The organism is uncultured Desulfovibrio sp. (assembly GCF_949282365.1).
GTDB lineage: Bacteria > Desulfobacterota > Desulfovibrionia > Desulfovibrionales > Desulfovibrionaceae > Desulfovibrio.
In genome coordinates, this window is sequence record NZ_CASDOY010000001.1 from 211,730 (window position 1) to 234,767 (window position 23,038).

The following is a 23,038-nucleotide window of genomic DNA, read 5'->3' on the forward strand; positions in this document are numbered from 1 at the left end:
CAAAATTCAGAGACTTCCGCATGTCCGGCCGCAAGCGCGGCCCCATGCTGGCGAGGAGAGATTATGGCTTACGATATCCGCCTCATGAAGCTGGTGACCGGCGAGATGGTCATCGGCAAGTACGACGCCGAAAAGGACTGCCTCAACGAAGTGGCCAGCCTGCAGAGCATCCCCACCCAGCAGGGCATGCAGATGATGCTCCTGCCCTACGGCTATCCTTTCGAGCCCAACTTCACCGGCACCCTGGAAGGTTGCCATTTCCTGTACCGCTACGCCGATACCCCCAAGGAGCTGCAGGACAAGTACATCGAGGCCTGCACCAACCTCACCGTGGCCGGCGGTCTGGGCAAGCTGACGTTCGGCCCCTCTGTCCAGAGCGGCAGCGGCCTCATCAAATAGCCCTTTTCCCATCAGGTTTTCGGGGCGGCATCAGCCGCCCTTTTTTGTATCCAGACAACAGGGATATCTATGCGCGCACTGCTCCCCATCCTGCCCCGTCCCAGCCGCTACGCCGGCATCGAAGAAGGCGCCTGCCACAAGGACCCGGCCCGGGTCCGCCTGCGTGTGGGACTGGCCTTTCCCGATACCTACGAAGTCGGCATGTCCTATCTGGGGCAGAAGATCCTCTACGGCATCGTCAACAGCCACGAACACTGGTGGGCCGAACGGGTCATGGCCCCGGAACGCGAAGCCGGCGACATCCTGCGCCGGCATGGCTGCCCGCTGGGGACCCTGGAATCCGGCACGCCGCTGCGCGAACTGCACTGCCTGTCCTTCTCCATCACCCATGAGCTGTGCTACACCAATGTGCTGTATATGCTGGAGCTGGGCAACATCCCGCTGCACACGGCCGACAGGCCTCAGGACCTGCGCCAGTGCCCGCTGGTCATCGCCGGCGGAGGGGCCTTGCTGAGCGCCGAACCGCTGGCCCCCTTCATCGACCTGATGGTGCTGGGCGACGGCGAGGAATCCCTGCCCGACGTGCTGCGCCTGCTGGAACAGGCCCTGGACGAAGGCTGGACCCGTGAGCGCTGTCTGGAGGAAGCCCGGCACATCCCCGGCGTCTACATCCCGTCTTTCTTCACGCCTGATGCGGAAGGCCGCCTGCAGCCCCGCTTCGCCGATCACGCCCGGCCCGCACGCCGCATCGTGGCCGATTTCGACAAGGTGGCCTATCCCGCCAGCCAGGTGGTGCCCATCGGCGCGGTACACAACCGCCTGTCCCTGGAGATCGCCCGCGGCTGTACGCGCGGTTGCCGCTTCTGCCATGCGGGCATGGTCTACCGCCCTGTGCGCGAGCGTTCGCTGGATACTATCACCGGCCTGCTGGACGACTGCCTGAAAAAGACGGGCTTCGACGAGATCTCCTTCCTTTCCCTGAGCACGGGCGACTTTTCCGCGCTCAAGACCCTGAGCCACGGCGTGCTGGGCCGCTGCGCCCAGGAGCAGATCAGCCTTTCCCTGCCATCGCTGCGCGTGGGTTCCATCGACGACGAGATCATGCAGCGCATGTCCGACCTGCGCCGCACCGGCTGTACCCTGGCCCCCGAGGCGGGCAGCCAGCGCCTGCGCGACGTCATCAACAAGGGCGTCACCGAGGAACAGCTGCTGCTGCATGTGCAGAAGCTGCTGGAATACGGTTGGCGGCAGGTCAAGCTCTATTTCATGATCGGCCTGCCCACCGAGACCGACGAGGACCTGAAGGCCATCGCCGAGCTCTGTCGCAAGGTGCGCGATGCCGCAGGCAAGGGCAATCCCCGCCTGCAGGTCACGGCCGCGCTCTCGCCCTTCGTGCCCAAACCCTTCACGCCCTTCCAGTGGGTGGAACAGATCAGCCAGGAAGAGATCCGGCGCCGCGTGCAGCTGGTGCGCAATGAATTCAAGGGCCAGAAGTTCCTCAAACTGCGCTGGCACGAGCCGGCCATGAGCCATCTGGAAGGCATCCTCTCCCGCGCCGACCGCCGTCTGGCCCAGGTGGTGGAAAAGGTCTACCGCAAGGGCGGCATCTTCACCAGCTGGATCGAAGGCTTCGACCTGGCCCCCTGGCTGGAGGCACTGGAGGAATGCGGCCTGAGCGCTGACGAATTCACCCGGGCCCGGAGCATGGACGAATATCTGCCCTGGGAGCATCTGGAAGCCGGGATCTCTCCGGAGTTCCTGCGCCGGGAATACGCACGCGCGCTGGAAGGCAAGGTCACCGAGGATTGCCGCTACCATGCCTGCCGCCAGTGCGGCGCCTGCGACACCAAGGCCGGGCCCTCGCGTATGCCCCATGCCAGCCTGGATGAAACAGGGCGGCCACTGGAACACCGCAACCGCCTTGTCTTCTCCCAGCGGGACCAGCAGGCCCACCAGCCTGCCCGTGACGAGGAAGGACGCATCATCTGCCGCGCCCACGAGAACAAACCGCCGCAGATCGCGCCGGCGCTGGCCGTCAAGGCCGTCCAGTACCGTATCTGGCATACCAAGACCGGCGGCAGCTCCTACCTCAGCCAGCTGGAACTGCAGGCCATCCTCGACCGCGCCCTGCGCCGTGCCGACCTGCCCATGGCCTTTTCGCAGGGCTTCCATCCCATGCCGCTGATGTCCTTTGGCCGGGCCCTGCCGGTGGGCATGGAAAGCCGCGCCGAATGGTTCGCCATCACCCTGCGCACGCTCATGTCCGCTGCCGAGGTCCACGCCCGCCTGGCCGCGGCCCTGCCCACGGGCATGGCTGTCATCCGCGTGGAGGAGGTGGACAAGAGCCACCGCACGGAACAGTCCGTGGCCGAGACCTTCCGCCTGCGCACCGGCAACATCGACGGCGAGGGTCTCCCGCTGGAGGCCGTGCATGACTGCTTCGCGGCCTTTGCCGCACAGGAAAGCGTCATGCTGACCCGCGAGACCAAGAAAGGCCCGCGCACCAGCGACATCCGCCGCCATCTGCTGCGCTGGCAGACGCTGGAAGACGGCAGTCTGGAATTCAGCCTGGACTGGAGCGACGGCTACCTCTCGCCCCTGCTGCTTTGCACCAGCATCTGCGCCGCCCTGGGCGACGAGGCCCGCCTGCGCGCCCTGCTGCGCCTGTGCAAGACGGCCCAGCACTTCGCGGACGGACAGGTCTGTCCCTAAGGACATCTCCAGGGCCTGCCCCGGCCGGACGCGCATCCGGCTGCGGCAGGCCCTTTTGGCGGCCGTGTCCCGGCCCGGAGCGTCGTACCGGGAGCCGCCCAACATTTGCCGGCACTTTCAGGAGGCAGTATGGTTCCCCGCTCCACCACGGAAACTTTTTTCTTCTTCGGTGATTCCCTGACCCTGGGCGTCAACGACAACGCCGTGCCCGGCGGCTGGGTCAGCCGTCTCGTGCTGCTGGGCGCGCAGGCCGGCTGGTACGCCATGCCGCCCGCCACTTTCTACAATCTGGGCGCACGGCGGCATACCTCCGCGGATATCGCCGCCCGCTGGCAGGCTGAAGTGGCCGCCCGCCAGATACCCGGCACCATCAACCACCTGGCCTTCTGCCCGGGCGTCGTGGACATGTCCCCCGCCCAGATGCGGCCGGCGGACGAGGTCTGTCGCACGGTCATGGACATGCTGGATCAGGCCGCCACCCTGGGACGGGTCTTGCTTATCTGCCCGCCTCCTGTTAAAGACCCCGCCATGCGTCAGCGCATAGCCGGGCTTTGTCAGGCCTATGCGCGGGAATGCGCCCGCAAGGGCCACCCCTGTGCCGACGTGCATGCCGCGCTGGCGGCATTGCCCCAGTATATGGATGATCTTGAGGACGGTCTGCATCCCGGCCCGCAGGGTTCCGCCCTGATGGCCCGCCTGCTGGCCGAAGACCCGGCCGTGCGCCGCTTTTTTCTGACTGCAAAACAGGACTGATTGCCATGGGCTCCTGCCAGCCGTTCACCGACGATGAACCCTTTGACAAGCGCGTGAAGACGCTTGCCGACAACGAACTTCTGGAGATCTGGGAAGAGACCCAGCAGCTGGAGGATCTGCTGCGTACGCAGATGCAGACCGAACTCGACATGGCGCCCGAATACGAACGCCTGATCGTGGGCGAGCTGCAGCTGCGCCGCAACCGCGCCCTGCTCCATACCCGCTAGTGCGCTGGGGAAAGGATGGGGCTTCCCTTCCCCCAAAACAAACTGCGGGCAGAGTCAGCACGCCCCAGCGCGACCGTGACCTGCAAGTATCGCAGGAGCGGTCCCGACCACCGCCATCGCGGGACGGGACGTCACCTTCCCGCAGCGCGCCGCAACAATGCCAGCACGCCCCCTTCTCCACGTCATCCCGCCTCATGCCTGAAAAGGGCCTGCCGATCCGGCAGGCCCTTTATCTTTTCCACTCTTTCCGCAGATGCCCCGCGCCTCCGGCAGCGCGGGCGTCAGTCACCGAAGGCCAGCTCCAGCGCGTCCTTCAGGGTGCCGGTCGTATAGACATCGCGCAGCACCAAGGGGGAGGAGGCCTGCTCCCCGGCCGGGAACAGGGCCGTCAGGGGAATGCTCTTGCTGCCCAGGGCTTCCAGCAGGCGGATACCGTAGGCATTGGCGCCCGTCAGATCGACCCGAATCAGCTCCATGCCGTAGCGGGCACGCAGGGCGCGCATCCGTTCGTCCGTCAGCACGGTCACTTCCAGCACCTTGCAGTTGGGGCAGGAATCCGCCGTGAATTCCAGCAGCATGGGCTTCTGCCCCAGATCCGCCTGGAAGCGCTCGGGATCGAAGTCCTGCCACTGCACCAGGGGCGCGGCCGGACGCAGGACCCAGACGAAGGCCCCCGCCAGGACCAGCACCGTCAGAACGCCGATGATGCGGCAGCGCAAACGGGGGGCGGCAGGGCCGCAGAACTGGCCCCAGATCCAGGCCACCAGCGAAAGCACCAGCAGCACGCACAGCACCTGCATGTGCTTTTCCGCCGGCAGGATGGAAAGCAGATACAGGGCCGTGCCCAGCAGACAGAAGCCCAAGATGCGCTCAAAGATCTTCATCCAGTTGCCCGGACGGGGCAGGATGCGGGCCAGCTGGGGCCAGATGCTGAACAGGATGTACGGCAGGGCCATACCCAGGCCCACGGCCCAGAAGACCACCATCAGCACCAGCAGCGGCTGGGTGAAGGCCCAGCCCAGCACTCCGCCCATCAAGGGCCCGCTGCAGGGAGTGGCCAGAAAAGTGGAGACCAGGCCCGTCAGATAGGGTTGCAGGCGGGGATTCTTGCTGTTGGCCCCGGCCTTGAGGTCGATGACCGGCAGGGTGAAGACGCCCAGCATGGAAAGGCCCATGAGGAAGACCAGCATCAGCATGCCCAGCAGCAGGCTCTGCTGCTGGTAGAGCTGCCCCCAGATCATGTCCGCCGCCCCCAGCACCAGGGCCAGGATGGTGAACAGGGTCATGATGCCGGCGGAGAAAAAGAAGTTGTGTTCGCGGAAGCTGCGCAGGCTTTCCTTGTCCCGCCCGCCGCCCATGAGCAGCAGGCCGCTGATCTTGAAGGTCAGCACGGGCAGGACGCAGGGCATGACATTGAGCAGCAGGCCCGCGATGATGCCCACGGCAAGGGCCATACCGAAGCCCGAGATCTCCACGGAACCGTCGGCATAGCGGGGCGTCAGCTCCAGGGCGAAGCCGTCGGGCGGCGGCAGGGGCTTTTCACTCTCGTCGTCCCGCAGAGCGGCCAGCGGGTCCTGCAGGGGAGCCGTGAGCGCACGCAGCCCCTCCGCGCCACCGTCCGCCGCCAGGGACGGTATGCCGCCCCCGCCGCTGCCTCTGGACAGCACCGGCGGCAATTGCCGCAATTCGTTCCACTGTCCCTGCCAGGACATGCTTTCGATCTCCGGCAGGGTGTCCGGCACCTGTCCCCTGACGTTCTGTGACACCGGCAGGCAGTTGCGCGAGGAACACAGCAACATGCTCAGGACGCCTGCGAAGGAGCCGTGCCGGGCCTCGGGCGGCAAAAGGACAAAGAGCATGGTGGGGCTCTCGTAGACCAGGACAGTGGCATCCGGGTCAAAGAAGTCCCGCTGCATGAAGCCCTGCGGGTACCAGACCGGCAGCCCCTGCATATCGTCCAGGCGGATATCCAGATGCGTCGGACGACCGGCGGCCCCGGGCTCATGGGCATAGGCGTGATAGCCCTGCGGAAAGCCCAGCTCCAGCGCCATGACGATACCGTCAGCGCTTTCGGCAAAATGCGGCTCCACGGATACGATGTCCGCAGCGGCCGCCTTCCGCATATCCAGGTGCAATATAAGGAAAAATAATAAAAATGCCCCCAGGAGGGCCATAACTGTCCGTGTTTGTTTCATCAACTACCTCTGGAGGCGCATTATAAAATCTTTTTTTTCCTTTTGAAAGTATTGACAGGGGATTGAGAAAAGGGTAGGTCTGTTTTTCGCGGATGGGTCATTAGCTCAATTGGTAGAGCAGCTGACTCTTAATCAGTTGGTTCGGGGTTCGAGTCCCTGATGGCCCACCATCATGAAAATCGCATATATTTTCCACGCTTGTGGGTCATTAGCTCAATTGGTAGAGCAGCTGACTCTTAATCAGTTGGTTCGGGGTTCGAGTCCCTGATGGCCCACCACCTTGCTACAGACCGCGTGCGGTCAGTGTGGGTCATTAGCTCAATTGGTAGAGCAGCTGACTCTTAATCAGTTGGTTCGGGGTTCGAGTCCCTGATGGCCCACCACCATGATCCAGACCGTATGCGTCAGTCATGGGTCATTAGCTCAATTGGTAGAGCAGCTGACTCTTAATCAGTTGGTTCGGGGTTCGAGTCCCTGATGGCCCACCATATTTCGCCCTTGCCGGAAACGGCGAGGGCTTTTTTATGGCCGATCGCGCCCTTGCCGCCGCCCGTGCTGCCTGCGCCCTGTACTCTACGTCTCAGGCAAGACGCCCGAGAGTACCCCTGGGGCGGGCCCCGGCAGCCCACGCAAAAAGGGGAAGAAAGGCCCCGGGCCCTCCTTCCCCTGTATCGGCAGACTGCCGCCTTTTCCGGCCAGCGTCCCTAGTCTTCCACGTCGATCCACTGCAAGGCGCGCGTCACGGCCTTTTTCCAGCCCTTGTAGCGCTGCACCTGCTTTTCCTTGTCCGCGGAAGGCTCAAAGACCTGGGCGATGTGCAGGCGGTTGCGCACGTCGTCCAGCCCGTTCCAGCAGCCCACAGCCAGACCGGCCAGGAAAGCCGCTCCCAGGGCCGTCACTTCCAGGGTGGCCGGGCGTTCCACATTGACGCCCAGGATGTCGGACTGGAACTGCATCAGGAAATTGTTGGCGCTGGCGCCGCCGTCCACGCGCAGGGACTGCAGCGGGATGCCCGAATCGGCCTGCATGGCCTCGATGACGTCCTTGCTCTGGTAGGCGATGGATTCCAGCGTGGCGCGGATGATCTGGCTGGCATTGGTGCCGCGCGTCAGGCCCACGATGGCACCGCGGGCATAGGGATCCCAGTAGGGAGCGCCCAGCCCGGTGAAGGCCGGGATCACATAGACGTCGTTGGAGGTCTCCGCCTTGTTGGCGAAATATTCCGTATCACGGGCGTCGTTGACGATCTTCAGCTCGTCGCGCAGCCACTGGATGGCCGAGCCGCCCACGAAGATGGAGCCTTCCAGGGCATAGCAGGCCTCGCCCCTGGGACCGCAGGCCAGCGTCGTGATCAGGCCGTTTTTGGAGCTCACGGCCGTCTTGCCCGTATTCATGAGCATGAAGCAGCCCGTGCCGTAGGTATTCTTGGCCATGCCGTTTTCCACACACAGATGCCCGAACAGGGCCGCCTGCTGGTCGCCGGCGATACCGGCGATGGGGATGCGCGTCCCGCCCTTGCCGCCGATATTGGTCTGGCCGTAGACGGTGGAGGACGGTTTGACTTCGGGCAGCATGGAGCGCGGGATGCCCAGCGTCTCCAGGATATAGTCGTCCCACTCCAGTTTGTGGATGTTGAAGAGCATGGTGCGCGAGGCATTGGTATAGTCGGTCACATGCACGCGGCCCTGGGTCATGTTCCAGATCAGCCAGGTGTCGATGGTGCCGAACAGCAGCTGGCCCTGCTCCGCCTTTTCACGCGCGCCGGGCACATTGTCCAGGATCCACTTGATCTTGGTGCCGGAAAAATACGGATCCAGCAGCAGACCCGTGTTTGCCCGCACATAGGCCTCAAAACCTTCATTCTTGCGCAGCTCGTCGCAGATCTGCGCCGTGCGGCGGCACTGCCAGACGATGGCATTGTAGACGGGCTTGCCCGTATCCTTTTCCCAGACCACGGTTGTCTCGCGCTGGTTGGTGATGCCGATGGCCGCCACTTCGTCCGAAGAAATGCCCATACTGGCCAGGGCCTCTGTCAGCGTGGAGCTCTGCGTGGCCCAGATCTGGCGGGGGTCATGTTCCACCCAGCCCGGACGGGGATAGATCTGGGGGAACTCACGCTGCACCACGGTCACGATATTGACATCCTGATCCAGCACGACGGTACGGGAGCTGGTAGTCCCCTGATCCAGAGCGACGATATATTTGCCTTTCATGTCTTTTCTCCAACGATGTTCAGGAGTGAGAGGGCGGATGGCCAGTTTCCTGCCCGCAGGATAACCGCAGGCCGAGCTTCCTGTCCATGGTCCGTTCGCTTCCCCGGCCGGAACGGCCACACGGTCTGCTGCCCGCAAGAGGCTGATTTTTCGGGCAACAGGCGGGCAGTCGCGCACCTGATGCGCGGCCGCTGGCATCCGGCGCGGAAAGATTTTTTGCCAGGGCCGCCGTACGGGCCAAGGACGCCGCGCGGCGGGCAGGATCAGGAATCCTGCTCCCCGGTAGTGCCGCCGGCCGCGTTACGCTCCAGGGCCACCACGATGATACGCTTGTAGACCCAGCCGCCGATACAGGCCCCGATGATGGGTGCGATCAGGGGCACAAGGAAATACGGCAGCGTCAGGTTGGCATTGAGCGGATAGCCGGTCATGACGTCCGTCCCCCAGCCGGCCAGGGCGGCGAACAGGCGCGGCCCGAAGTCGCGCGCGGCGTTCATGGCAAAGCCGGTCAGCGGGCCGAAACTGGCGCCGATGAGCGCCACCAGCAGGCCGATGAGCAGACCGCCCAGATTGGCCCCGGGCGCGCTATTGCGCCTGTCCACCAGGGCATAGATCAGGCACATGAGCACGGCCGTGATGACCAGTTCCACCAGGAATGCCTGGAAAAAGGTGATCTTGGGATGCGGGAAGGTGCAGAAGACCCCGGCCAGCGCCGTCAGTTTGGCAGGATCGCCCGCCGTGGCGGCCACCGCGTCGGCAAAAAGGTTGTAATACAGGGCATAGGCCAGCGCCGCAGCGCAAAAACCGGCCAGCATCTGCACCACGATGTACGGCAGGACCTTGCGCTTGTCGAAATCGCCGAACAGGGCCAGCGCGATGGTCACGGAAGGATTGAGGTGCGCGCCGCACACGCCCCCGCAGACATAGACGCCCATGGCGACGGCAAGGCCCCAGACGATGCTGATCTCCCACTGGCCGAAACTGGCCCCTGCCAGCTTGAGTGCCCCCACGCAGCCGATGCCGCAGAGCAAAAAGATGAACGTCCCCAGGAACTCTGAAAGATAAATATGCGTATTGCCTGTTTTTTCCATAACTCCCCACCGTTGTTTGCCTATAGCTGATCCTGCGGAAAGATGTTCTCCACTGATGGTCGCATATCCAATCCGTTCAGGGCCATCCGGCGCCATGCCACAGGGCATCTATCATGCTTTTGTAACGATTCTGCAACGAATAAGGAGACCTGTCCCAGAGTTGCCGCAGTGTCCCACACTCCCATGGCGTCACAATTCTGACAAAAACTACACAAAAAAATGGACCTGCGCAATATGGCTTGCCTCTCGTCGCGGCAGCATCTAGCATGTGGCAAACAGGAGGCGCGTCATGCCCAGCAAACTGGATCCCGATGCCCGTACCGGCGACAAGCTGCTGCGGCTCTTCCGCAAGCTGCTTTTCGACAACCGGCGCCACTTCCTGCAGGATCTGGCCCGTGAACTCAACTGCTCGCCCCAGACCGTCATCCGGCTCATGGAACAGATCGAAAGCGCGGTGGGCATAGCGCTGGAAATGGGGATAGACCAGCGGCGACGCTGGTATCGCCTGGACCCCGGCGAGAAAGGTCACCTTGGCCTGGACTTTGAGGAACTGCGTTTCCTGACCATGTGCCGTCAGATGGCCGTGGGCATCCTGCCGGAGCAGACCCTGCTGCGCGTGGATGCCACCATCCGTCGTCTGGCCATGCACATGGCGGATCCCCATTTCCAGGATCAGGACGATTTCGCCTTCTATATCAAGGGACGCATCAATTACACGCCCTTTGCCGAAGATATCGAACGCCTGGTGCGGGCCGCCCGTACGGCCACGGTCTGCCGCATAACCTACAAGGCCGTGGGCAGGGCCGAAGCCCGAATCCACCGCTTCATCCCCGTGCGCATGGCGGCCATGAACAACGCCCTGTATGTGCTGGGGGGCCTGCTGGGCGAAAGCGGGCTCGATGTCGAATATCCCGGCACCCTGGCGGTGCACCGCATCCTCCATGTGGAACTGACTGCGGACCATGTGCGCTACAGCCGGGAAGATGACGAACACGGCGGCTTCGGCCTGCCCTGGCACGAGCCGCGCACCTTCCGCATCCGCGTGGCCCCCTCGGCCGCCGACTATGTGCGGGAGCGGATCTGGGCCGCCAACCAGACACTGGAAGACTGCGGGGACGGCGGCCTGATCCTGACCCTGACCACGCGCAGCGAACCGGAACTGCGTGCCTGGGTGCGCAGCTTCGGTGAGGCGGCCGAGCTGCTGGAGGACGGCGAAAGCGCGGCCCGCGCCCCCGAAGACTGCCCGGAAAAAGCCTGACAGGACACGCCCTGCCCGTCACCACGCGCAGGACAGCGGACGCAAAAAAGGACGCCCGAAGGCGTCCTCCACATGACATATCCTGCCGGCCTGACAGCGTGCTGCATATCGCCCCGGACACTCCCTGCGCAAACGCTCCGCACGGCATCAGGCCGTCAACGGGCGCGCTCTGCTCCCCCTGTCCCGGCGCAGGCGGACGCGTGCCGTTTGACGCTGGCCCCTGTCCGAACACAGGCGGCCCCATCCTGCCGGCTGGCTGCAAAGGGGTATCCCGGCGCGGTGCAGGGGCCGTGCCGTCATCACGCCCAGGGCCGGGCGTCACGGGGTAGTCCGACGCGGGGAGCGTCGCTCCCTTCCTGCGCGGACAGGAAGGCCGGCGTCCTCCTGTTGTGGCGGACAAGGCCGCCCTGCCCTATTCGTACAGATCCGCGTCCGCGGGGATGCGTTCCCAGTAGACGCGGCCCTTCTTCTTGTATTTGCGCAACAGCACATAGATGCTGCCCGGGCCGCCATCATGGGGCTGCGCCGTGCAAAAGGCCAGCACTACCCGCTTGAAGGGATCCTGGGTCAGCCAGGACTGCAATTTGCCGCGCAGCACGCCCACGCCGTCCGGCGAGTTCTTGCCGCGGCCGGGCACCACCAGAATGGTCCGCAGGCCCTTGTACCAGCTGCCGCGCATGAAGCCGCGCAGGGTCTCGAAGGCCTGCTGGGCGTTGAGGCCGTGCAGGTCGAGGTGCGCCTCGGGGCTCAGGCCGCCGGCGCGCAGCTTGTTCATGATCATCTGATCCAGGCCCACCACATGGCCTTCCATGTATTCATCGGTCATGGACAGGGCGAACTCCAGCTTGCCGTCCAGGAAGTCCTGCAGGCTGGTATCTGCCGAGGGCGGGGGCGTCGACCGGGACACGGCCGGGGGCACGTCCCGCCCCCTGCCCTGCAAGGGGGTCACCTGCTTCATGGCCAGCAGGAAATCATCCTCATCCGATGCCGCCACCACGGCTTCCAGACCGGCAACGGCCTGTTTTGCCGCTGTCTCCGCCGTCATTGCGGGCGCTGCCGGAGCTTCTCCGGCGCCATCCTTGCCTGCGCGCCCCCGTCCTTTCTTTTCCTTGAGCTTTTTCACCTGCGGCATGGCGCACTGGTCTTCCATGGCAAAACCGCCCTGCCCGGCTCCCTGGCCGCGCGCCGCGCTGCCCTGACCGCCCTGACGTTCCACATTGCTCATGGCGGAGAGGAAAAGGGAGGCGTCTTCCTCATCCACAGGCATGACCGTCTGCCGGGAGATCCGCTTGCCGCGCTTTTCCTGTGCCGCGGCCGGAGCGCCCGTTTTTTTCTGCTGCGGGAAGCGTCCCTTTTCCAGCCCCTTGAAGGGATTGTTCTTGAAACTGTTGTCGTCTGTCATGGCGGGCCCCCTGTTGCTGAAAAAAAAGCCGCGGCAAGACCGCGGCTTTCCTGATCGGCTGTGAAAATGTTTAGTTCTGTGCGGGCTTGTCCGCCGATCCGGCGGCAGGCGCAGCGGCTTCGGGAGCGGCAGGGGCCTCGGCAGGAGCGACGTCGGAAGGCGCAGGGGCCACGCTGGCAGCGGGCTGCTGGGCAGGCGCGGCCGCTTCGGGAGCAGCGACAGGCTGCTGGACAGGTGCGGCGGGCTTGACGGGCGCGTCTTCGATGGTCAGGGGCTCCACCTGAAGCACGGCGGATTCATCGCTGGGGTGCGAGCTGGTCACATAGGTGTAGCTCAGCGACGTCACCACGAACACCACCGCCATGAAAGCGGTCATCTTGGCCAGCATGCCGCCGGCGCCGCTGCTGCCGAACACGGAAGTATTGCCGCCGCCGAAAATGACGCCCATACCTTCCTTGCCGGCCTGCAGGAGAATGAGAATGACGAGCACCACACAAACAATGATATGAAGCGTCAGAATAAGGGTCTGCACAAGAGCCTCCCAGGGGCACGACGTAAATAAAGGACTTCAGGCCTAGGCCCGGATGATCTGCACAAAACTTTGCGCGTCCAAAGAAGCGCCACCTATCAGAAGACCGTCCACATTGTCAAGTCCGATAAGGGTCCCGGCATTGGCCGGTTTGACGCTCCCACCATACAGGATCGGGATCCTGTGGCCGCTGTCGCCCAGACGCCCGCACAGCAGGCGGCGCACCGCGGCATGGGCTTCCAGGACCTCGCCGGGCCCGGCCACCTTGCCGGTACCGATGGCCCATACCGGCTCGTAAGCCACGGCAAAGCGGCCTTCCAGCGGACCGTCCCCGACGGGCAGACCCGTTTCCAGCTGGCGCTGCAGCACGGCTTCCAGACGGCCGGCCTCGCGTTCTTCCAGGGTCTCCCCGATGCAGAGCATGGCCTTGAGGCCCTGTTCCAGGGCAAAGGCCGTCTTGCGGCCTACCAGTTCATCGGATTCGTCCAGCACATGACGGCGCTCGGAATGTCCGGTCAGGACCCAGGCAGCGCCGGCATCCTGCAACATGCGCGGCGAGATCTCGCCGGTGAAGGCCCCTTCCACGGCAGGCCAGACATCCTGCGCGCCGGTCAGTGCCTGCGACCCGGCAAAGGCGGCGGCCACATCGGCGATGGCCGTGAAGGGAGCGAAAACGATGACTTCATGCGGGGAAGGCTGCCCGGACAGGGCAGCGGCCACGGCGGCGGCCGTCTCACGGGCTTCCTGCCGGGTCTTGTACATTTTCCAGTTGGCAGCAATGATCTTCTGCATGGAAATATCCTCTCTGTCAGTCCTGCGGCGTCAGGTCGCACTGATAGATCAGGGCATCCTCGCCGGTATCGGCATAATAACGGGGACGTCGGCCCGCCCGGACAAAGCCGCACTTCTCATACAGTGCGATGGCCGGAGCGTTCCCCGTGCGAACTTCAAGCAAAGCCTTGTTACTACCTGTTTTCCGGGCCTCTTGCAAGGCGGCGCGCAGCAGCCGCTCGCCCATCCCCTGCCGCCGGGCCGCCGGCAGGACGGCCAGATTGAGGACTTCCAGCTCGTCCGCGGCCCGATAGAGCGCGATGTAGCCCAGCAGCGCCTCATCCCGGAACAGGCCGTACGCCAGAAACGCCCGCTGCCCCAGCGCGGCCCGGCACTGTTCCTCGCTCCAGGGCAAGGGGAAACAGGCGGCCTCCAGGCGCTGCATGGCAACGGCATCCGCTTCGTCCAGGCGACGGAGCGACGCGGCCCCGGACGGCCCGCTCATGCGGGGCGTCCCTGCGCACGCACGGGCTCGATCCTGGTGAACAGGCGCTCGAGCCCGCCATGCAGATGGCCGTTGCTGGCCAGGATCTCGTTGCCGAAGGCATAGGGGCCGCCGTCCAGCGAGCTGACCCGGCCTCCGGCCTCTTCCACCAGCAGCCAGCCGGCGGCCACGTCCCACGGCTTGAGCAGCATCTCGTAAAAGGCGTCCTGCCGTCCCGAAGCCACATAGGCCAGGTCCACCGAGGCCGCGCCCAGACGGCGCACTCCCTGCGCCCTGGGCAGCACCAGGGCCAGCCGGGCGAGCACTTCGTCCAGGCGCTCGGCGATGGCGTAGGGGAAGCCCGTGGCCACCACCGCGTCCTCAAGGGTAGCGGCAGCGCTCACATGGATGGGCGCGCCGTTGCAAAAGGCTCCCAGCCCCAGCCCCGCCCAGTAGCATTCGTCCATCATGGGCACGTTGACCACGCCAAGGCGCACCTGCCCGTCTTCCCAGAGCGCCACGGAGGTCCCCACCTGGGGGATGCGGTGTACGAAATTGGTTGTCCCGTCCACAGGGTCGATGATCCAGCACAGGGGCGAGGGTCCCGCCCCTGCGGCGCAGCTTTCCTCAGCCAGGAAATCCGCCTCGGGCAGCAGCGCGCCCAGGCGTTCCTTGAGGAAGGCCTCCACAGCCACGTCCGTTTCCGTCACAAGGTCGATACTGCCCTTGTGCCTGACGGCATGCGTTTTTTCCCACTGGCGGCGGATGATGGCGCCGCTTTCACGCACGACGTCCACCACATCCTGCATAAGCCGGGCTGTCAGCATGAACGTATGTCCCCAAGCCGGCTCCCTGCGCACAGGGCGCACGGCGGTTGCAAGGAGAGGACGCCCGAAGTCCGCCCGTCGGGGCGCGAACGCCCTGCAGGCCGCGCCACGCGGCACTGTGAACGGTCACAGCCTGTGGGCCCGTCCTGTCCTAGTTGATGAAAATCCCGTCGTATTCCCGCCGCTGCAGCATGGCCTGCGCCGTGCCGCGCAGGACCGTGGTCAGCGGGTCCTGCTCCACCGTGACCCTGAGCCGTGTGGCCCGGGCGATGCACTGATCCAGTCCGCGCAGCAGCGCGCCGCCACCGGCCATGAGCAGGCCGTGGTCATACACGTCCACGGCCAGTTCCGGCGGCGCCTGTTCCAGCGTACGCAGCACCGCTTCCACTACGGCCTGAACAGGATCGTGCAGGGCGGCGCAAATGTCCCCTTCCGTCACGGTCACCACCTTGGGGCCGCCGTGGACCAGATCCTTGCCGGATACTTCCAGGCGCAGGGTATTGTTCTGCGGAACGGCCGCACCAAGGATCTTTTTGACGTTCTCCGCGGTATTCTCGCCCACCTCCAGCCGGAAGACCTCGCGCAGATAGTGCTGTACGGCCAGATTCATGGCGTCACCGGCCACCCGGACCGATTGCGAGACCGCGATCCCCATCATGCTGATGAGCGCCACCTCGCTGGTGCCGCCCCCGATATCCAGGACCAGATTGCCTACGGGCTCCCGCACGGGCATACCGGCGCCGATGGCCGCCGCCATGGGTTCTTCCACCAGGGAGACCGCGCGGGCGCCGGAAAGCAGGGCCGCGTCGATGACGGCTTTTTTCTCCACCTGGGTGATGCCTGTGGGGATGCAGATGACCATGGAGGGCTTGACCAGACGCAGGCCGTGGATGCATTTGCCCACGAAGTGGGCGATCATCTCGCGGGTGATGTCGAAGTCGGCGATGACGCCGTCCTTCATGGGGCGCACGGCCCGGATGGCCTTGGGCGTCCGGCCCAGATATTCCTTGGCGGCGGCCCCCACGGCCAGGACCTTGCCTCCGGCCGCGTCCACGGCCACCACTGAAGGCTCATTGATGAAAATGCCATGCTTCCTGGTGTACAGCAGCGTATTGGCTGTACCAAGATCCATGGCAATGTCCTGGGCCAGGAACCTGCTGAAAAATCGTGTCAGCATGACGGGGCCTGTTCATGCAAGATAGAGGAGGGTCCAAATCTTCCGGTGCGCTGCCGGCCATCGCGGGCGATGCGGTACAGCGCTCCGGCATCCTGCCGTTACGGAAAAAGCTCCTGCGCCATGAAGGGCCTCTAGGGATTCTTGACGGGCGGCACCGGCGCGGTATCAGGATCATAGCGCCGCGGGCCCTCGCTGTGCACCTTTCCCTGGGGCAGCAGCGAGCGCAGACGTACCCTGAGATAGAGATTTTCAAGGAACAGGGCCAGGTGATCCACGGCCTGCCGCACGAAGGAGCGCAGGGATTCGTCGATGGCGCGCGTGGACGTATGGGCCAGGCACAACACGCCGCGCGTGCTCTTGTTGATCTGCACCGGCAGGCAGATGATGGCCTGGAAATCGGGCATGCCCGGCAGCTTGCCGAAAAGCATGGTGGACGGGGCGCCCTCCAGCCCCTCGTTGATGACGGGCTGGTCATTGCTGAAGACCCAGCCGGCGATGCCGCTGCCCACGGGCAGGATCATGGGCTCGCCGTTTTCCAGCACCAGGCGGGCGGATTCGCATTCCACGCAATAGCTCTCGCCTGGCACGTCCACCGAGGCGAAAGCGCAGTAGTCGAAGCCCGTGGCATCCACCATGGTGCGCACATAATTCTGGATGAACTGGGACCAGCGGCGGTAACGGAAGCGCAGTTCCTGGATCACGGCCAGCTCGGCGAAGTAGCGGGGGATGTCGCCGGCCATTTCCTGCCGCCCCTTGCTGGCCTGCTGGCGGGATACCAGCTCGGCGAAAAGCTGCAGCAGTTTGTAGTCCCTGTCGGTGAAAGAATACTGCCGTTTGCTGTCCACGCACAGCGCGCCGCCCGTGGGCACGGGACAGCCCATGAATGCCTTGATGCCGGCTTCTTCACCTTCCTTGTAATAGCCGAGCCGGTGCTGATGCTGGTCGAAATTGGGCACCAGCATCTGCTGCCGGTTGCGGATGATCCAGTCCACCAGGCTTCCCGAAGCAAGCATGGCGCCGTCCTCTACCCCTTCCCCCAGACTGAAGGAGGCGGCAAGGGAATGCTCCTCGCCGTTTTCGGAGGGCAGGAAAAGCACGGCCGAATAGGCATCGAAAACACTGCAGACGATGCTGAGGATATGTTTTTCAAGAGTATTGGCAGTCATGTCGGTACGCGTTTGATGGTGGGCCCGGGCCTTTCGAGCTCGGGATTGACGGCCAACATTATACCAAAGCCGCATAGCGCCCGCAACAGCTTTTCAGCGGCGCGGCGCACAGGCTGGACAAAAACGACAAATGGCGGGAGCGCCTCTGGAAATTCCTGATAAAAGACGTTAGTCTTTACAGAGGATCAGGTAAGGTTGCGTTATGATCACATGGCAGGAAATCTTCAGCAAGGACGGCTTTCACTGGCAGGATGCCTATACGGTATCCGAGCCTGTGGTCATCGCGCGCCTTGATGAACTCAAACGCTTCCTGGATGCCGTGCATATCCGCTTCTGCCTGGTCAAGCCCTATCAGGAGCACAAAAACTACCCGCTGGTGGAAAGCCGCGAGCTGCTGCCTTCGTTCGACAACGACATGTTCGAATACAAGGATCTGCCCGGCTTTTCCATGGTGGCCTTTGCCCGCCAGCTGGACTATTTTTCCGAGACCTTCCAGTTCGACAAACTGCACCCCATCGTCATAGAGGCCGACGGCGCCTGCTGTCCGCTGGAGAACCAGGTCATCGCCCGCAACGTCCAGACCCTGGCCTCGCGTCTGCCGCGCATGCATCAGGACATCTTCCGCCAGCAGTTCGCCAAGGCCGATACGGTGATCCTGGACAACTACCCGTCCCTCATGCCCTACCTGCTGGCCATGGACAGGGCCCAGGTGCTGGCGCTCGACGCCGGCCGCCAGTTCCATCTGGCCGGGGTCTTCGCCTCCTTCCCTTCGGACATCGACAGCGAGCTCAAACGCTTCGGCATGCGCATCGGCAAATTCGTCTTCGGCGACAGCGAGATCTACGAACGCAACCGCATGTTCGTCTACCAGTACCTGATGGAGCTCTACGGTTTCCCCATCGTCTCCGAACGCCGCACCTCCAGCGCGCTCTTTGCACGCAAGCTGCACAAGCTGGGCGAGCATTTCATGCTGCGCGTCCTGGGCCAGACGGACCGTACCCTCACCACCTACACGTCCACCGGACAGAGCACGCGCTACCCTCTGCTGGAAAAGATCGCCCTCATCGCCGTGGACGAGGATCAGGAAGAGATCATCGAACTGCTGGAAAAAGGCGGCTACTTCGTGGACCGCGACCGCCGGGTGGCCATCATCCGCGTCACCTACCGGCAACACCGCTTCGATGCCAGCAACGTGCAGCAGGACCGCGCCCTTTCCGTGGCCGGGCAGGAGATATTGCACCCGCTCACGGGCCGCCCCCTGGCCGGGCTCAACATCATCAAGGACACCTCCAACATGTTCCTGCGCCTCAACGACATCGTGCGCGGCGAATATACCGGGCGCATCATCTTCAAGCGCACCGAGATCGTGGAGAACACCGATACGGATGAGAAGCGCCTGAAATTCCTCTATTCCTGGCTCACCAAACACCAGCGGCGCATGATCGCCTACAGCGACGAGTTCTTCTCCAAGGTCAGCCGGGTACTCAACGGCTACCTGTACTCGCCCGACAATGACGAGACCTTCAGCAACATGCGCGAGCTGCACCGCGAGGTCTGCGTCCGTTTCAGCTACATCCAGCAGGCCCGGCGGGTCCGCATCCTGGAAGACCTGGCCCAGCGCAAGGGCAAGGTGGGGCGCCTCGGCTATCGCCAGATGATGCGCGAGGCCCTCGAACTGCTGACGGAACTGAAATTTGAGATCGTCAATTTTTTCCCGGCCCTGGTGGACGGCATCGTGGACAGTGTGGAGCGCATCCTTTCCGATACCTACCTGCGCCGGACCTACATGGAGCCCCCCGAAGACCGCCTGACCAAGGCCGGCCTTGAAATACGCAAGAATTACGGCCGCCTCGTTTCTCTCCAGGACGGCTTCAAGGCCGTGCGCCGCGCGCGCATGGCCAAAGGATCCAGCGCATCATGAGTCTGCACCGCTTCTATCTTCCCCCCGAACAGTGGGCCACCGACCTCTGGCTGGACGGCCAGGAAGCCAAACACCTTGTCCAGGTGCTGCGCCTGGTCCCCGGGGAGGAGGTCCTGCTGCTCGACGGCCAGGGCCGCACCGGTCGTTTCGCCATCGTCGAGACCGGCAAAAAGAAAGCCCGCCTTGAACTGCGGGAAGAACAGACCGCCCCCGCGTCCCGCTCCCGTGCCGTCATGGCCCTGGCCTTCAGCAAGGCCGTGCGTCGCGGCTTCTTCATGGAAAAAGCCGTGGAACTGGGCGCCCATGCCATCTGGCTCTGGCAGGGCGATCACAGCCAGGGCCGGTTGCCCGCCGACGCCGCCGAGGCCTGCCGGGGCCAGCTCATCGCCGGCGCCAAGCAGTGCGGCAATCCCTGGCTGCCGCAGGTGGCTGCCCTGACCGACGGCGTGGACGAGCTGATCCGGCGTGCCGCCACGGCCGATCGCCGCATCCTGCCCTGGGAGATGCAGGATACCGTGAGCATGCTCACCCCGGAACTGGCCGGACGCCCCGGCACCACCGTCTATGTCATCGGCCCGGAAGGCGGGTTTTCCCAGCGGGAACTGGACCGTCTGCGCACGGCGGATTTCACCTTCGTCAGCCTGGGGGCCCGTGTCCTGCGCTGCGAGACGGCGGCCACCCTGTGCCTGGGCCTGCACTGGTGGGCCTCCCATCTGGCGGGACCGGTGGAATAAAGGACTGCCATGAGCCCACAAAAACCCCTGCCGGAGCGCATGCGCCCCGACGACCCGGAACGCTTCCTGGGCCAGAGCCATCTGGCAAGCCGCCTCAAGTCGCTCATGGCCGCGGAACGGCTGCCCAGCCTGCTGCTTTTCGGCCCGCCCGGCTGCGGCAAGTCCACCCTGGCCCTGCTCCTGGCCCGGTCGCGCAAGCGTCCCTATCTGCGCCTCAGCGCGCCGGAAGCAGGCCTGCAGCATCTGCGCCGCTCGCTCAACGGCATCGAGATCCTGATTCTGGACGAACTGCACCGCTTTTCCAAGGCCCAGCAGGACTTCTTCCTGCCGCTGGTGGAATCCGGCGAGCTGACCCTGCTGGCCACCACCACGGAGAACCCCTCGTTCAGCGTCACGCGGCAGCTGCTCTCGCGCCTGCATGTGCTGCGCCTGCGCCCTCTGGGACGATCCGAACTGCTGGAGCTGGCGCGACGCGGAGCGGAACAGACGGGTGCGGCGCTGCCCGACGAGGTGCTGGACATTCTCACCGCAGCGGCCCACGGTGATGCCCGCACTCTGCTCAATCTGGTGGAATACGCCGCCTCCCTGCCTGAGGAGATGCGCGCGCCCGAACAACTCAGATCCGCCCTGCCCGAAGTCATGATGCGCCATGACAAGGACGGTGACAGCCATTACGAGCTGGCTTCGGCCCTCATCAAATCCATCCGCGGCAGTGATCCCGATGCGGCCCTGTATTATCTGGCCTGCCTACTGGAGGGCGGCGAGGACCCGCGTTTCATCTGCCGCCGGCTCATCCTTTCGGCCTCGGAAGACGTGGGCCTGGCCGATCCCAACGCCCTGCCCCTGGCGGTCTCCTGCCAGCAGGCCGTGGAATTCGTCGGCATGCCCGAAGGCTTCATCCCGCTGGCCGAGACCGTGGTCTACCTGGCCCTGGCCCGCAAGAGCAACAGCAGCTATGCCGCCTACCTGACCGCCGCCCGCGAGATCAAGCTCAACGGCGCACGGCCCGTGCCCCTGCATCTGCGCAATGCCAATACCCAGCTGCAAAGGGAATGGGGCTACGGCAAAGAATACAAATACCCGCACAACTACCCCGACGGCTGGGTGGAACAGGACTATCTGCCCGCCGAACTGGTGGGCCGGCGTTTTTACCAGCCCCGCGACATGGGCGACGAGGCCCGCCTGAGCCAATGGTGGCGCAAGATACACAAAATCAGAAAAACGGAAGATTCCTGATGCAGCACTATCGAGAAGGGGTCGTGGAGGCCCCGTTCGCCGACCTCTCCACCTATGTCAGTACGCCCCCGCGCCTGGGCGTCCCGCCGCTGTTCCCCGCCCTGAAATTCTACGGCCGCCTGCTGGCCCCTGTGATCTGGCTGTGCCGCAAGGCCGCCAAAGGCCTTTGCGACGACAGCGCCTGGGTCCATGCCAGCCTGTGCGTGACCGAGATCATCGAAAGCATCGGCTGCCCGGTCAGCATCGAGGGCATGGAACATATCAGCGCCTCACGCGAGCCCTGTGTCTTTGTGGCCAACCATATGAGCACGCTGGAGACCTTCATGCTCCCCGGCATCATCCGCCCCCACCGCTCCGTGACCTTCGTTGTTAAAAAAAGCCTGGTCAGCATGCCCTTCTTCGGTGCCGTCATGCGTTCGCGCAACCCCATCGTGGTGGGCCGCACCAATCCGCGCGAAGACCTGGCCGCCGTGCTGGAAGGCGGCGTGGAACGCCTGAAAAAGGGCATTTCCATCATCGTCTTCCCCCAAAGCACGCGCATGACCGAGTTTGATCCCCAGCACTTCAATACCATCGGCGTCAAACTGGCGCGCAAGGCCGGCGTACCGGTGGTCCCCCTGGCCCTCAAGACCGATGCCTGGGGCACGGGCAAGAAATGCAAGGAGCTGGGTCCCATCAAGGGCGGCCTGCCGGTGCGCTACAAATTCGCCGCGCCCATGACCATCCACGGTAACGGCCGGGAGGAGCAGGCCTTCATCTGCGACTTCATCGCCTCCCAGCTGGCACAATGGCGTGCGCAGGACGGCGTCAACGCCTAGGAATGGCCTGCGTGCCGCCGAACGGCTAAGCCGTCAAGGCTACCCCTGCCATGCTGTGCATCCACGGCGCGAGACAGGCTCGGGAAGCCAAAAAAGTGCGCTCCCCGCCGACACATGCAACGAGCAGGCGATCATGTAGCTCTCGCAGCTTGTTGTGATGATGCGCGCGACAGCAGGTCGGGACAGCAGGCCGGCCAGACGTCTGCCAGATATCTGTCAGGCAGCTACCACACAGCGGCTAACAGCCTGTCTGCATCGCTCTCTATCAGCCATCCACGGGTGTGGACACGATATGAGGAACGACGATCCCCCCCGGTCAGTCTGCGTCCCGGCCGGTGAAGACCGGCATGTGCTCCGGGACAGACCCGACATGGCATGCGCAGCAATCCCTCTTGGGACAGCAGGCCGGGACAAAAAACTCGAAGAGCGGACCCGCATGGGCCCGCTCTTTTCCTTTACCTTGTCTGACGAACAGCTCTACTCCGCCGGCGCGTAGTAACAACGCTTGGGCGACATGACCTTGCCTTCCTTCTTGAGTTCGGCAATGGCCTTGCTGACTTCCTTGGAATCTACGCCCAGCTCCTTGGCGATATCGCCGGGGCGCAGGGGTTTGCCGGCCTTGGTCAGAACTTCCAGGACCTTGTTTTCCATAGGGCTGTTTCCTCCTTGGGATGGTGCGGATGCACGTTGGGGGGCGGGGCCGTGAAAAAGACTGCCGTCCTGCCGGGGGCAGGTGCGGGCAACCGTCTTCCTTCTAGCATAGAGATTCCCGCCTGAAAAGTCGCGCACGGGACGCCCCGGCCCAAGGCCGGGAACATGCTATCCGGGAGAGCATAACCTACCAGGGGTCCATAACGAACGGGCGTTATCCGAAGCCGCAGGTGTCGCCATACGGATACAGGAAAGGCTGAAGAAAACCGACAGGAGGGTCTCAGGAAATTTCCCTTTCCATATCGTTGTTGCCATTGCCCGCAGCCCCAGTCCCACACCAACGGACAGGCAACGACCATTCCCTTTCCCATCAATCGAGCGCGCCGATTTGGCGGCGTGCGCCGAAGGCGCTGTGCCGCCCGCCCCGGTGCGCCCTGGTATTGGTATTTCCGGGGACCCAAGGCGGGGCAGGGG

At 64.2% G+C, this 23,038-nt stretch carries 20 protein-coding genes and 4 tRNA genes; 13 read left to right on the forward strand and 11 right to left on the reverse strand.

All coding sequences use genetic code 11. The annotated features are described in order from the left end of the window. The first annotated feature begins 63 nt into the window (after window positions 1–63). The 4 genes from Q1X76_RS00925 to Q1X76_RS00940 all read left to right on the forward strand — a co-directional run bounded on the left by Q1X76_RS00925 (window position 64) and on the right by Q1X76_RS00940 (window position 4,091). Window positions 64–399 (forward strand): hypothetical protein, encoded by a 336-nt coding sequence (locus Q1X76_RS00925; RefSeq protein WP_300717494.1) that lies wholly within the window; start codon window positions 64–66, stop codon window positions 397–399. A 69-nt stretch (window positions 400–468) separates the two neighbouring features. Further along, window positions 469–3,111, forward strand: coding sequence for a TIGR03960 family B12-binding radical SAM protein (locus Q1X76_RS00930; RefSeq protein WP_300717495.1), 2,643 nt, complete (start codon window positions 469–471; stop codon window positions 3,109–3,111). Window positions 3,112–3,240: 129 nt separating this feature from the next. Beyond that, window positions 3,241–3,864 (forward strand): GDSL-type esterase/lipase family protein, encoded by a 624-nt coding sequence (locus Q1X76_RS00935; RefSeq protein ID WP_300717496.1) that lies wholly within the window; start codon window positions 3,241–3,243, stop codon window positions 3,862–3,864. A gap of 5 nt (window positions 3,865–3,869) precedes the next feature. Continuing rightward, entirely contained in the window at window positions 3,870–4,091 is a 222-nt protein-coding gene (locus Q1X76_RS00940; RefSeq protein WP_300717497.1) for a hypothetical protein, read from the forward strand. Window positions 4,092–4,372: 281 nt separating this feature from the next. On the opposite strand, the gene Q1X76_RS00945 is transcribed toward Q1X76_RS00940, so the two are convergent. After that, window positions 4,373–6,181 carry a cytochrome c biogenesis protein CcdA gene (locus tag Q1X76_RS00945; RefSeq protein WP_300717498.1) on the reverse strand — a complete coding sequence of 603 codons (1,809 nt, stop codon included), beginning with the start codon at window positions 6,179–6,181 and terminating at the stop codon, window positions 4,373–4,375. A gap of 199 nt (window positions 6,182–6,380) precedes the next feature. Between Q1X76_RS00945 and Q1X76_RS00950 the strand changes: the two genes are divergently transcribed. The 4 genes from Q1X76_RS00950 to Q1X76_RS00965 all read left to right on the forward strand — a co-directional run bounded on the left by Q1X76_RS00950 (window position 6,381) and on the right by Q1X76_RS00965 (window position 6,774). Further along, window positions 6,381–6,456, forward strand: a tRNA-Lys gene (locus tag Q1X76_RS00950). Window positions 6,457–6,488: 32 nt separating this feature from the next. After that, window positions 6,489–6,564: transfer RNA gene (locus Q1X76_RS00955), tRNA-Lys, on the forward strand. A 29-nt stretch (window positions 6,565–6,593) separates the two neighbouring features. After that, a tRNA-Lys gene (locus Q1X76_RS00960) sits at window positions 6,594–6,669 on the forward strand. 29 nt (window positions 6,670–6,698) lie between these two features. Then, window positions 6,699–6,774: transfer RNA gene (locus tag Q1X76_RS00965), tRNA-Lys, on the forward strand. A 216-nt stretch (window positions 6,775–6,990) separates the two neighbouring features. Here Q1X76_RS00965 and glpK read toward each other — a convergent pair. Next, window positions 6,991–8,499, reverse strand: a complete 1,509-nt coding sequence (gene glpK / locus Q1X76_RS00970) for a glycerol kinase GlpK (protein WP_300717499.1) — start codon at window positions 8,497–8,499, stop codon at window positions 6,991–6,993. Between the two features lie 263 nt (window positions 8,500–8,762). Further along, on the reverse strand, window positions 8,763–9,590 hold the full coding sequence (locus Q1X76_RS00975) for an MIP/aquaporin family protein (protein WP_300717500.1): 828 nt from the start codon (window positions 9,588–9,590) through the stop codon (window positions 8,763–8,765). 289 nt (window positions 9,591–9,879) lie between these two features. Here Q1X76_RS00975 and Q1X76_RS00980 point away from each other — a divergent pair, with 289 nt between their 5' ends. Then, on the forward strand, window positions 9,880–10,848 hold the full coding sequence (locus Q1X76_RS00980; protein ID WP_300717501.1) for a WYL domain-containing protein: 969 nt from the start codon (window positions 9,880–9,882) through the stop codon (window positions 10,846–10,848). A 412-nt stretch (window positions 10,849–11,260) separates the two neighbouring features. On the opposite strand, the gene Q1X76_RS00985 is transcribed toward Q1X76_RS00980, so the two are convergent. From Q1X76_RS00985 to Q1X76_RS01015, 7 genes are all read right to left on the reverse strand, one after another. After that, window positions 11,261–12,250: a Smr/MutS family protein gene (locus tag Q1X76_RS00985; RefSeq protein ID WP_300717502.1), complete on the reverse strand. Its 990-nt coding sequence runs from the start codon at window positions 12,248–12,250 to the stop codon at window positions 11,261–11,263. 70 nt (window positions 12,251–12,320) lie between these two features. Continuing rightward, window positions 12,321–12,782: a preprotein translocase subunit SecG gene (secG, locus tag Q1X76_RS00990; RefSeq protein ID WP_300717503.1), complete on the reverse strand. Its 462-nt coding sequence runs from the start codon at window positions 12,780–12,782 to the stop codon at window positions 12,321–12,323. Between the two features lie 42 nt (window positions 12,783–12,824). After that, entirely contained in the window at window positions 12,825–13,571 is a 747-nt protein-coding gene (gene tpiA / locus Q1X76_RS00995) for a triose-phosphate isomerase (RefSeq protein ID WP_300717504.1), read from the reverse strand. 16 nt (window positions 13,572–13,587) lie between these two features. Further along, window positions 13,588–14,055, reverse strand: coding sequence for a ribosomal protein S18-alanine N-acetyltransferase (gene rimI, locus Q1X76_RS01000; protein ID WP_300717505.1), 468 nt, complete (start codon window positions 14,053–14,055; stop codon window positions 13,588–13,590). Next, a complete protein-coding gene (locus Q1X76_RS01005; RefSeq protein ID WP_300717506.1) occupies window positions 14,052–14,861 on the reverse strand; it encodes an inositol monophosphatase family protein in 810 nt (269 codons plus the stop codon). The genes rimI and Q1X76_RS01005 overlap by 4 nt, the downstream gene beginning before the upstream one ends. Window positions 14,862–15,012: 151 nt before the next feature. Next, entirely contained in the window at window positions 15,013–16,038 is a 1,026-nt protein-coding gene (locus tag Q1X76_RS01010; protein WP_300717507.1) for a rod shape-determining protein, read from the reverse strand. A gap of 131 nt (window positions 16,039–16,169) precedes the next feature. Then, window positions 16,170–17,204, reverse strand: a complete 1,035-nt coding sequence (locus Q1X76_RS01015; RefSeq protein ID WP_300717508.1) for a GAF domain-containing protein — start codon at window positions 17,202–17,204, stop codon at window positions 16,170–16,172. Between the two features lie 202 nt (window positions 17,205–17,406). On the opposite strand from Q1X76_RS01015, the gene Q1X76_RS01020 reads away from it, so the two are divergent. Genes Q1X76_RS01020 through Q1X76_RS01035 form a run of 4 tightly spaced genes read left to right on the forward strand, consistent with a single transcriptional unit; the run spans window position 17,407 to window position 21,913 of the window. Continuing rightward, the gene (locus Q1X76_RS01020; protein ID WP_300717509.1) at window positions 17,407–19,125 is read left to right on the forward strand and encodes a hypothetical protein; all 1,719 of its coding nucleotides are present in this window, start codon (window positions 17,407–17,409) and stop codon (window positions 19,123–19,125) included. Next, on the forward strand, window positions 19,122–19,859 hold the full coding sequence (locus Q1X76_RS01025; RefSeq protein ID WP_300717510.1) for a 16S rRNA (uracil(1498)-N(3))-methyltransferase: 738 nt from the start codon (window positions 19,122–19,124) through the stop codon (window positions 19,857–19,859). The genes Q1X76_RS01020 and Q1X76_RS01025 overlap by 4 nt, the downstream gene beginning before the upstream one ends. Before the next feature lie 9 nt (window positions 19,860–19,868). Beyond that, window positions 19,869–21,095: a replication-associated recombination protein A gene (locus Q1X76_RS01030; RefSeq protein WP_300717511.1), complete on the forward strand. Its 1,227-nt coding sequence runs from the start codon at window positions 19,869–19,871 to the stop codon at window positions 21,093–21,095. Beyond that, window positions 21,095–21,913: a lysophospholipid acyltransferase family protein gene (locus Q1X76_RS01035; RefSeq protein WP_300717512.1), complete on the forward strand. Its 819-nt coding sequence runs from the start codon at window positions 21,095–21,097 to the stop codon at window positions 21,911–21,913. Before Q1X76_RS01030 ends, Q1X76_RS01035 begins: the two co-directional genes overlap by 1 nt. A 477-nt stretch (window positions 21,914–22,390) precedes the next feature. Here Q1X76_RS01035 and Q1X76_RS01040 read toward each other — a convergent pair whose 3' ends face one another. Next, a complete protein-coding gene (locus tag Q1X76_RS01040) occupies window positions 22,391–22,564 on the reverse strand; it encodes an HTH domain-containing protein (protein WP_300717513.1) in 174 nt (57 codons plus the stop codon). Between the last annotated feature and the right edge of the window lie 474 nt (window positions 22,565–23,038).

What these genes read in the sequence shown, in the direction of transcription:
- Q1X76_RS00925 (WP_300717494.1), top strand. Translation starts at nt 64, where the DNA reads ATGGCTTACGATATCCGCCTCATGAAGCTGGTGACCGGCGAGATGGTC.
- Q1X76_RS00930 (WP_300717495.1), top strand. Translation starts at nt 469, where the DNA reads ATGCGCGCACTGCTCCCCATCCTGCCCCGTCCCAGCCGCTACGCCGGC.
- Q1X76_RS00935 (WP_300717496.1), top strand. Translation starts at nt 3,241, where the DNA reads ATGGTTCCCCGCTCCACCACGGAAACTTTTTTCTTCTTCGGTGATTCC.
- Q1X76_RS00940 (WP_300717497.1), top strand. Translation starts at nt 3,870, where the DNA reads ATGGGCTCCTGCCAGCCGTTCACCGACGATGAACCCTTTGACAAGCGC.
- glpK (WP_300717499.1), bottom strand. Translation starts at nt 8,499, where the DNA reads ATGAAAGGCAAATATATCGTCGCTCTGGATCAGGGGACTACCAGCTCC.
- Q1X76_RS00975 (WP_300717500.1), bottom strand. Translation starts at nt 9,590, where the DNA reads ATGGAAAAAACAGGCAATACGCATATTTATCTTTCAGAGTTCCTGGGG.
- Q1X76_RS00980 (WP_300717501.1), top strand. Translation starts at nt 9,880, where the DNA reads ATGCCCAGCAAACTGGATCCCGATGCCCGTACCGGCGACAAGCTGCTG.
- Q1X76_RS00985 (WP_300717502.1), bottom strand. Translation starts at nt 12,250, where the DNA reads ATGACAGACGACAACAGTTTCAAGAACAATCCCTTCAAGGGGCTGGAA.
- tpiA (WP_300717504.1), bottom strand. Translation starts at nt 13,571, where the DNA reads ATGCAGAAGATCATTGCTGCCAACTGGAAAATGTACAAGACCCGGCAG.
- rimI (WP_300717505.1), bottom strand. Translation starts at nt 14,055, where the DNA reads ATGAGCGGGCCGTCCGGGGCCGCGTCGCTCCGTCGCCTGGACGAAGCG.
- Q1X76_RS01005 (WP_300717506.1), bottom strand. Translation starts at nt 14,861, where the DNA reads ATGCTGACAGCCCGGCTTATGCAGGATGTGGTGGACGTCGTGCGTGAA.
- Q1X76_RS01010 (WP_300717507.1), bottom strand. Translation starts at nt 16,038, where the DNA reads ATGCTGACACGATTTTTCAGCAGGTTCCTGGCCCAGGACATTGCCATG.
- Q1X76_RS01015 (WP_300717508.1), bottom strand. Translation starts at nt 17,204, where the DNA reads ATGACTGCCAATACTCTTGAAAAACATATCCTCAGCATCGTCTGCAGT.
- Q1X76_RS01020 (WP_300717509.1), top strand. Translation starts at nt 17,407, where the DNA reads ATGATCACATGGCAGGAAATCTTCAGCAAGGACGGCTTTCACTGGCAG.
- Q1X76_RS01025 (WP_300717510.1), top strand. Translation starts at nt 19,122, where the DNA reads ATGAGTCTGCACCGCTTCTATCTTCCCCCCGAACAGTGGGCCACCGAC.
- Q1X76_RS01030 (WP_300717511.1), top strand. Translation starts at nt 19,869, where the DNA reads ATGAGCCCACAAAAACCCCTGCCGGAGCGCATGCGCCCCGACGACCCG.
- Q1X76_RS01035 (WP_300717512.1), top strand. Translation starts at nt 21,095, where the DNA reads ATGCAGCACTATCGAGAAGGGGTCGTGGAGGCCCCGTTCGCCGACCTC.
- Q1X76_RS01040 (WP_300717513.1), bottom strand. Translation starts at nt 22,564, where the DNA reads ATGGAAAACAAGGTCCTGGAAGTTCTGACCAAGGCCGGCAAACCCCTG.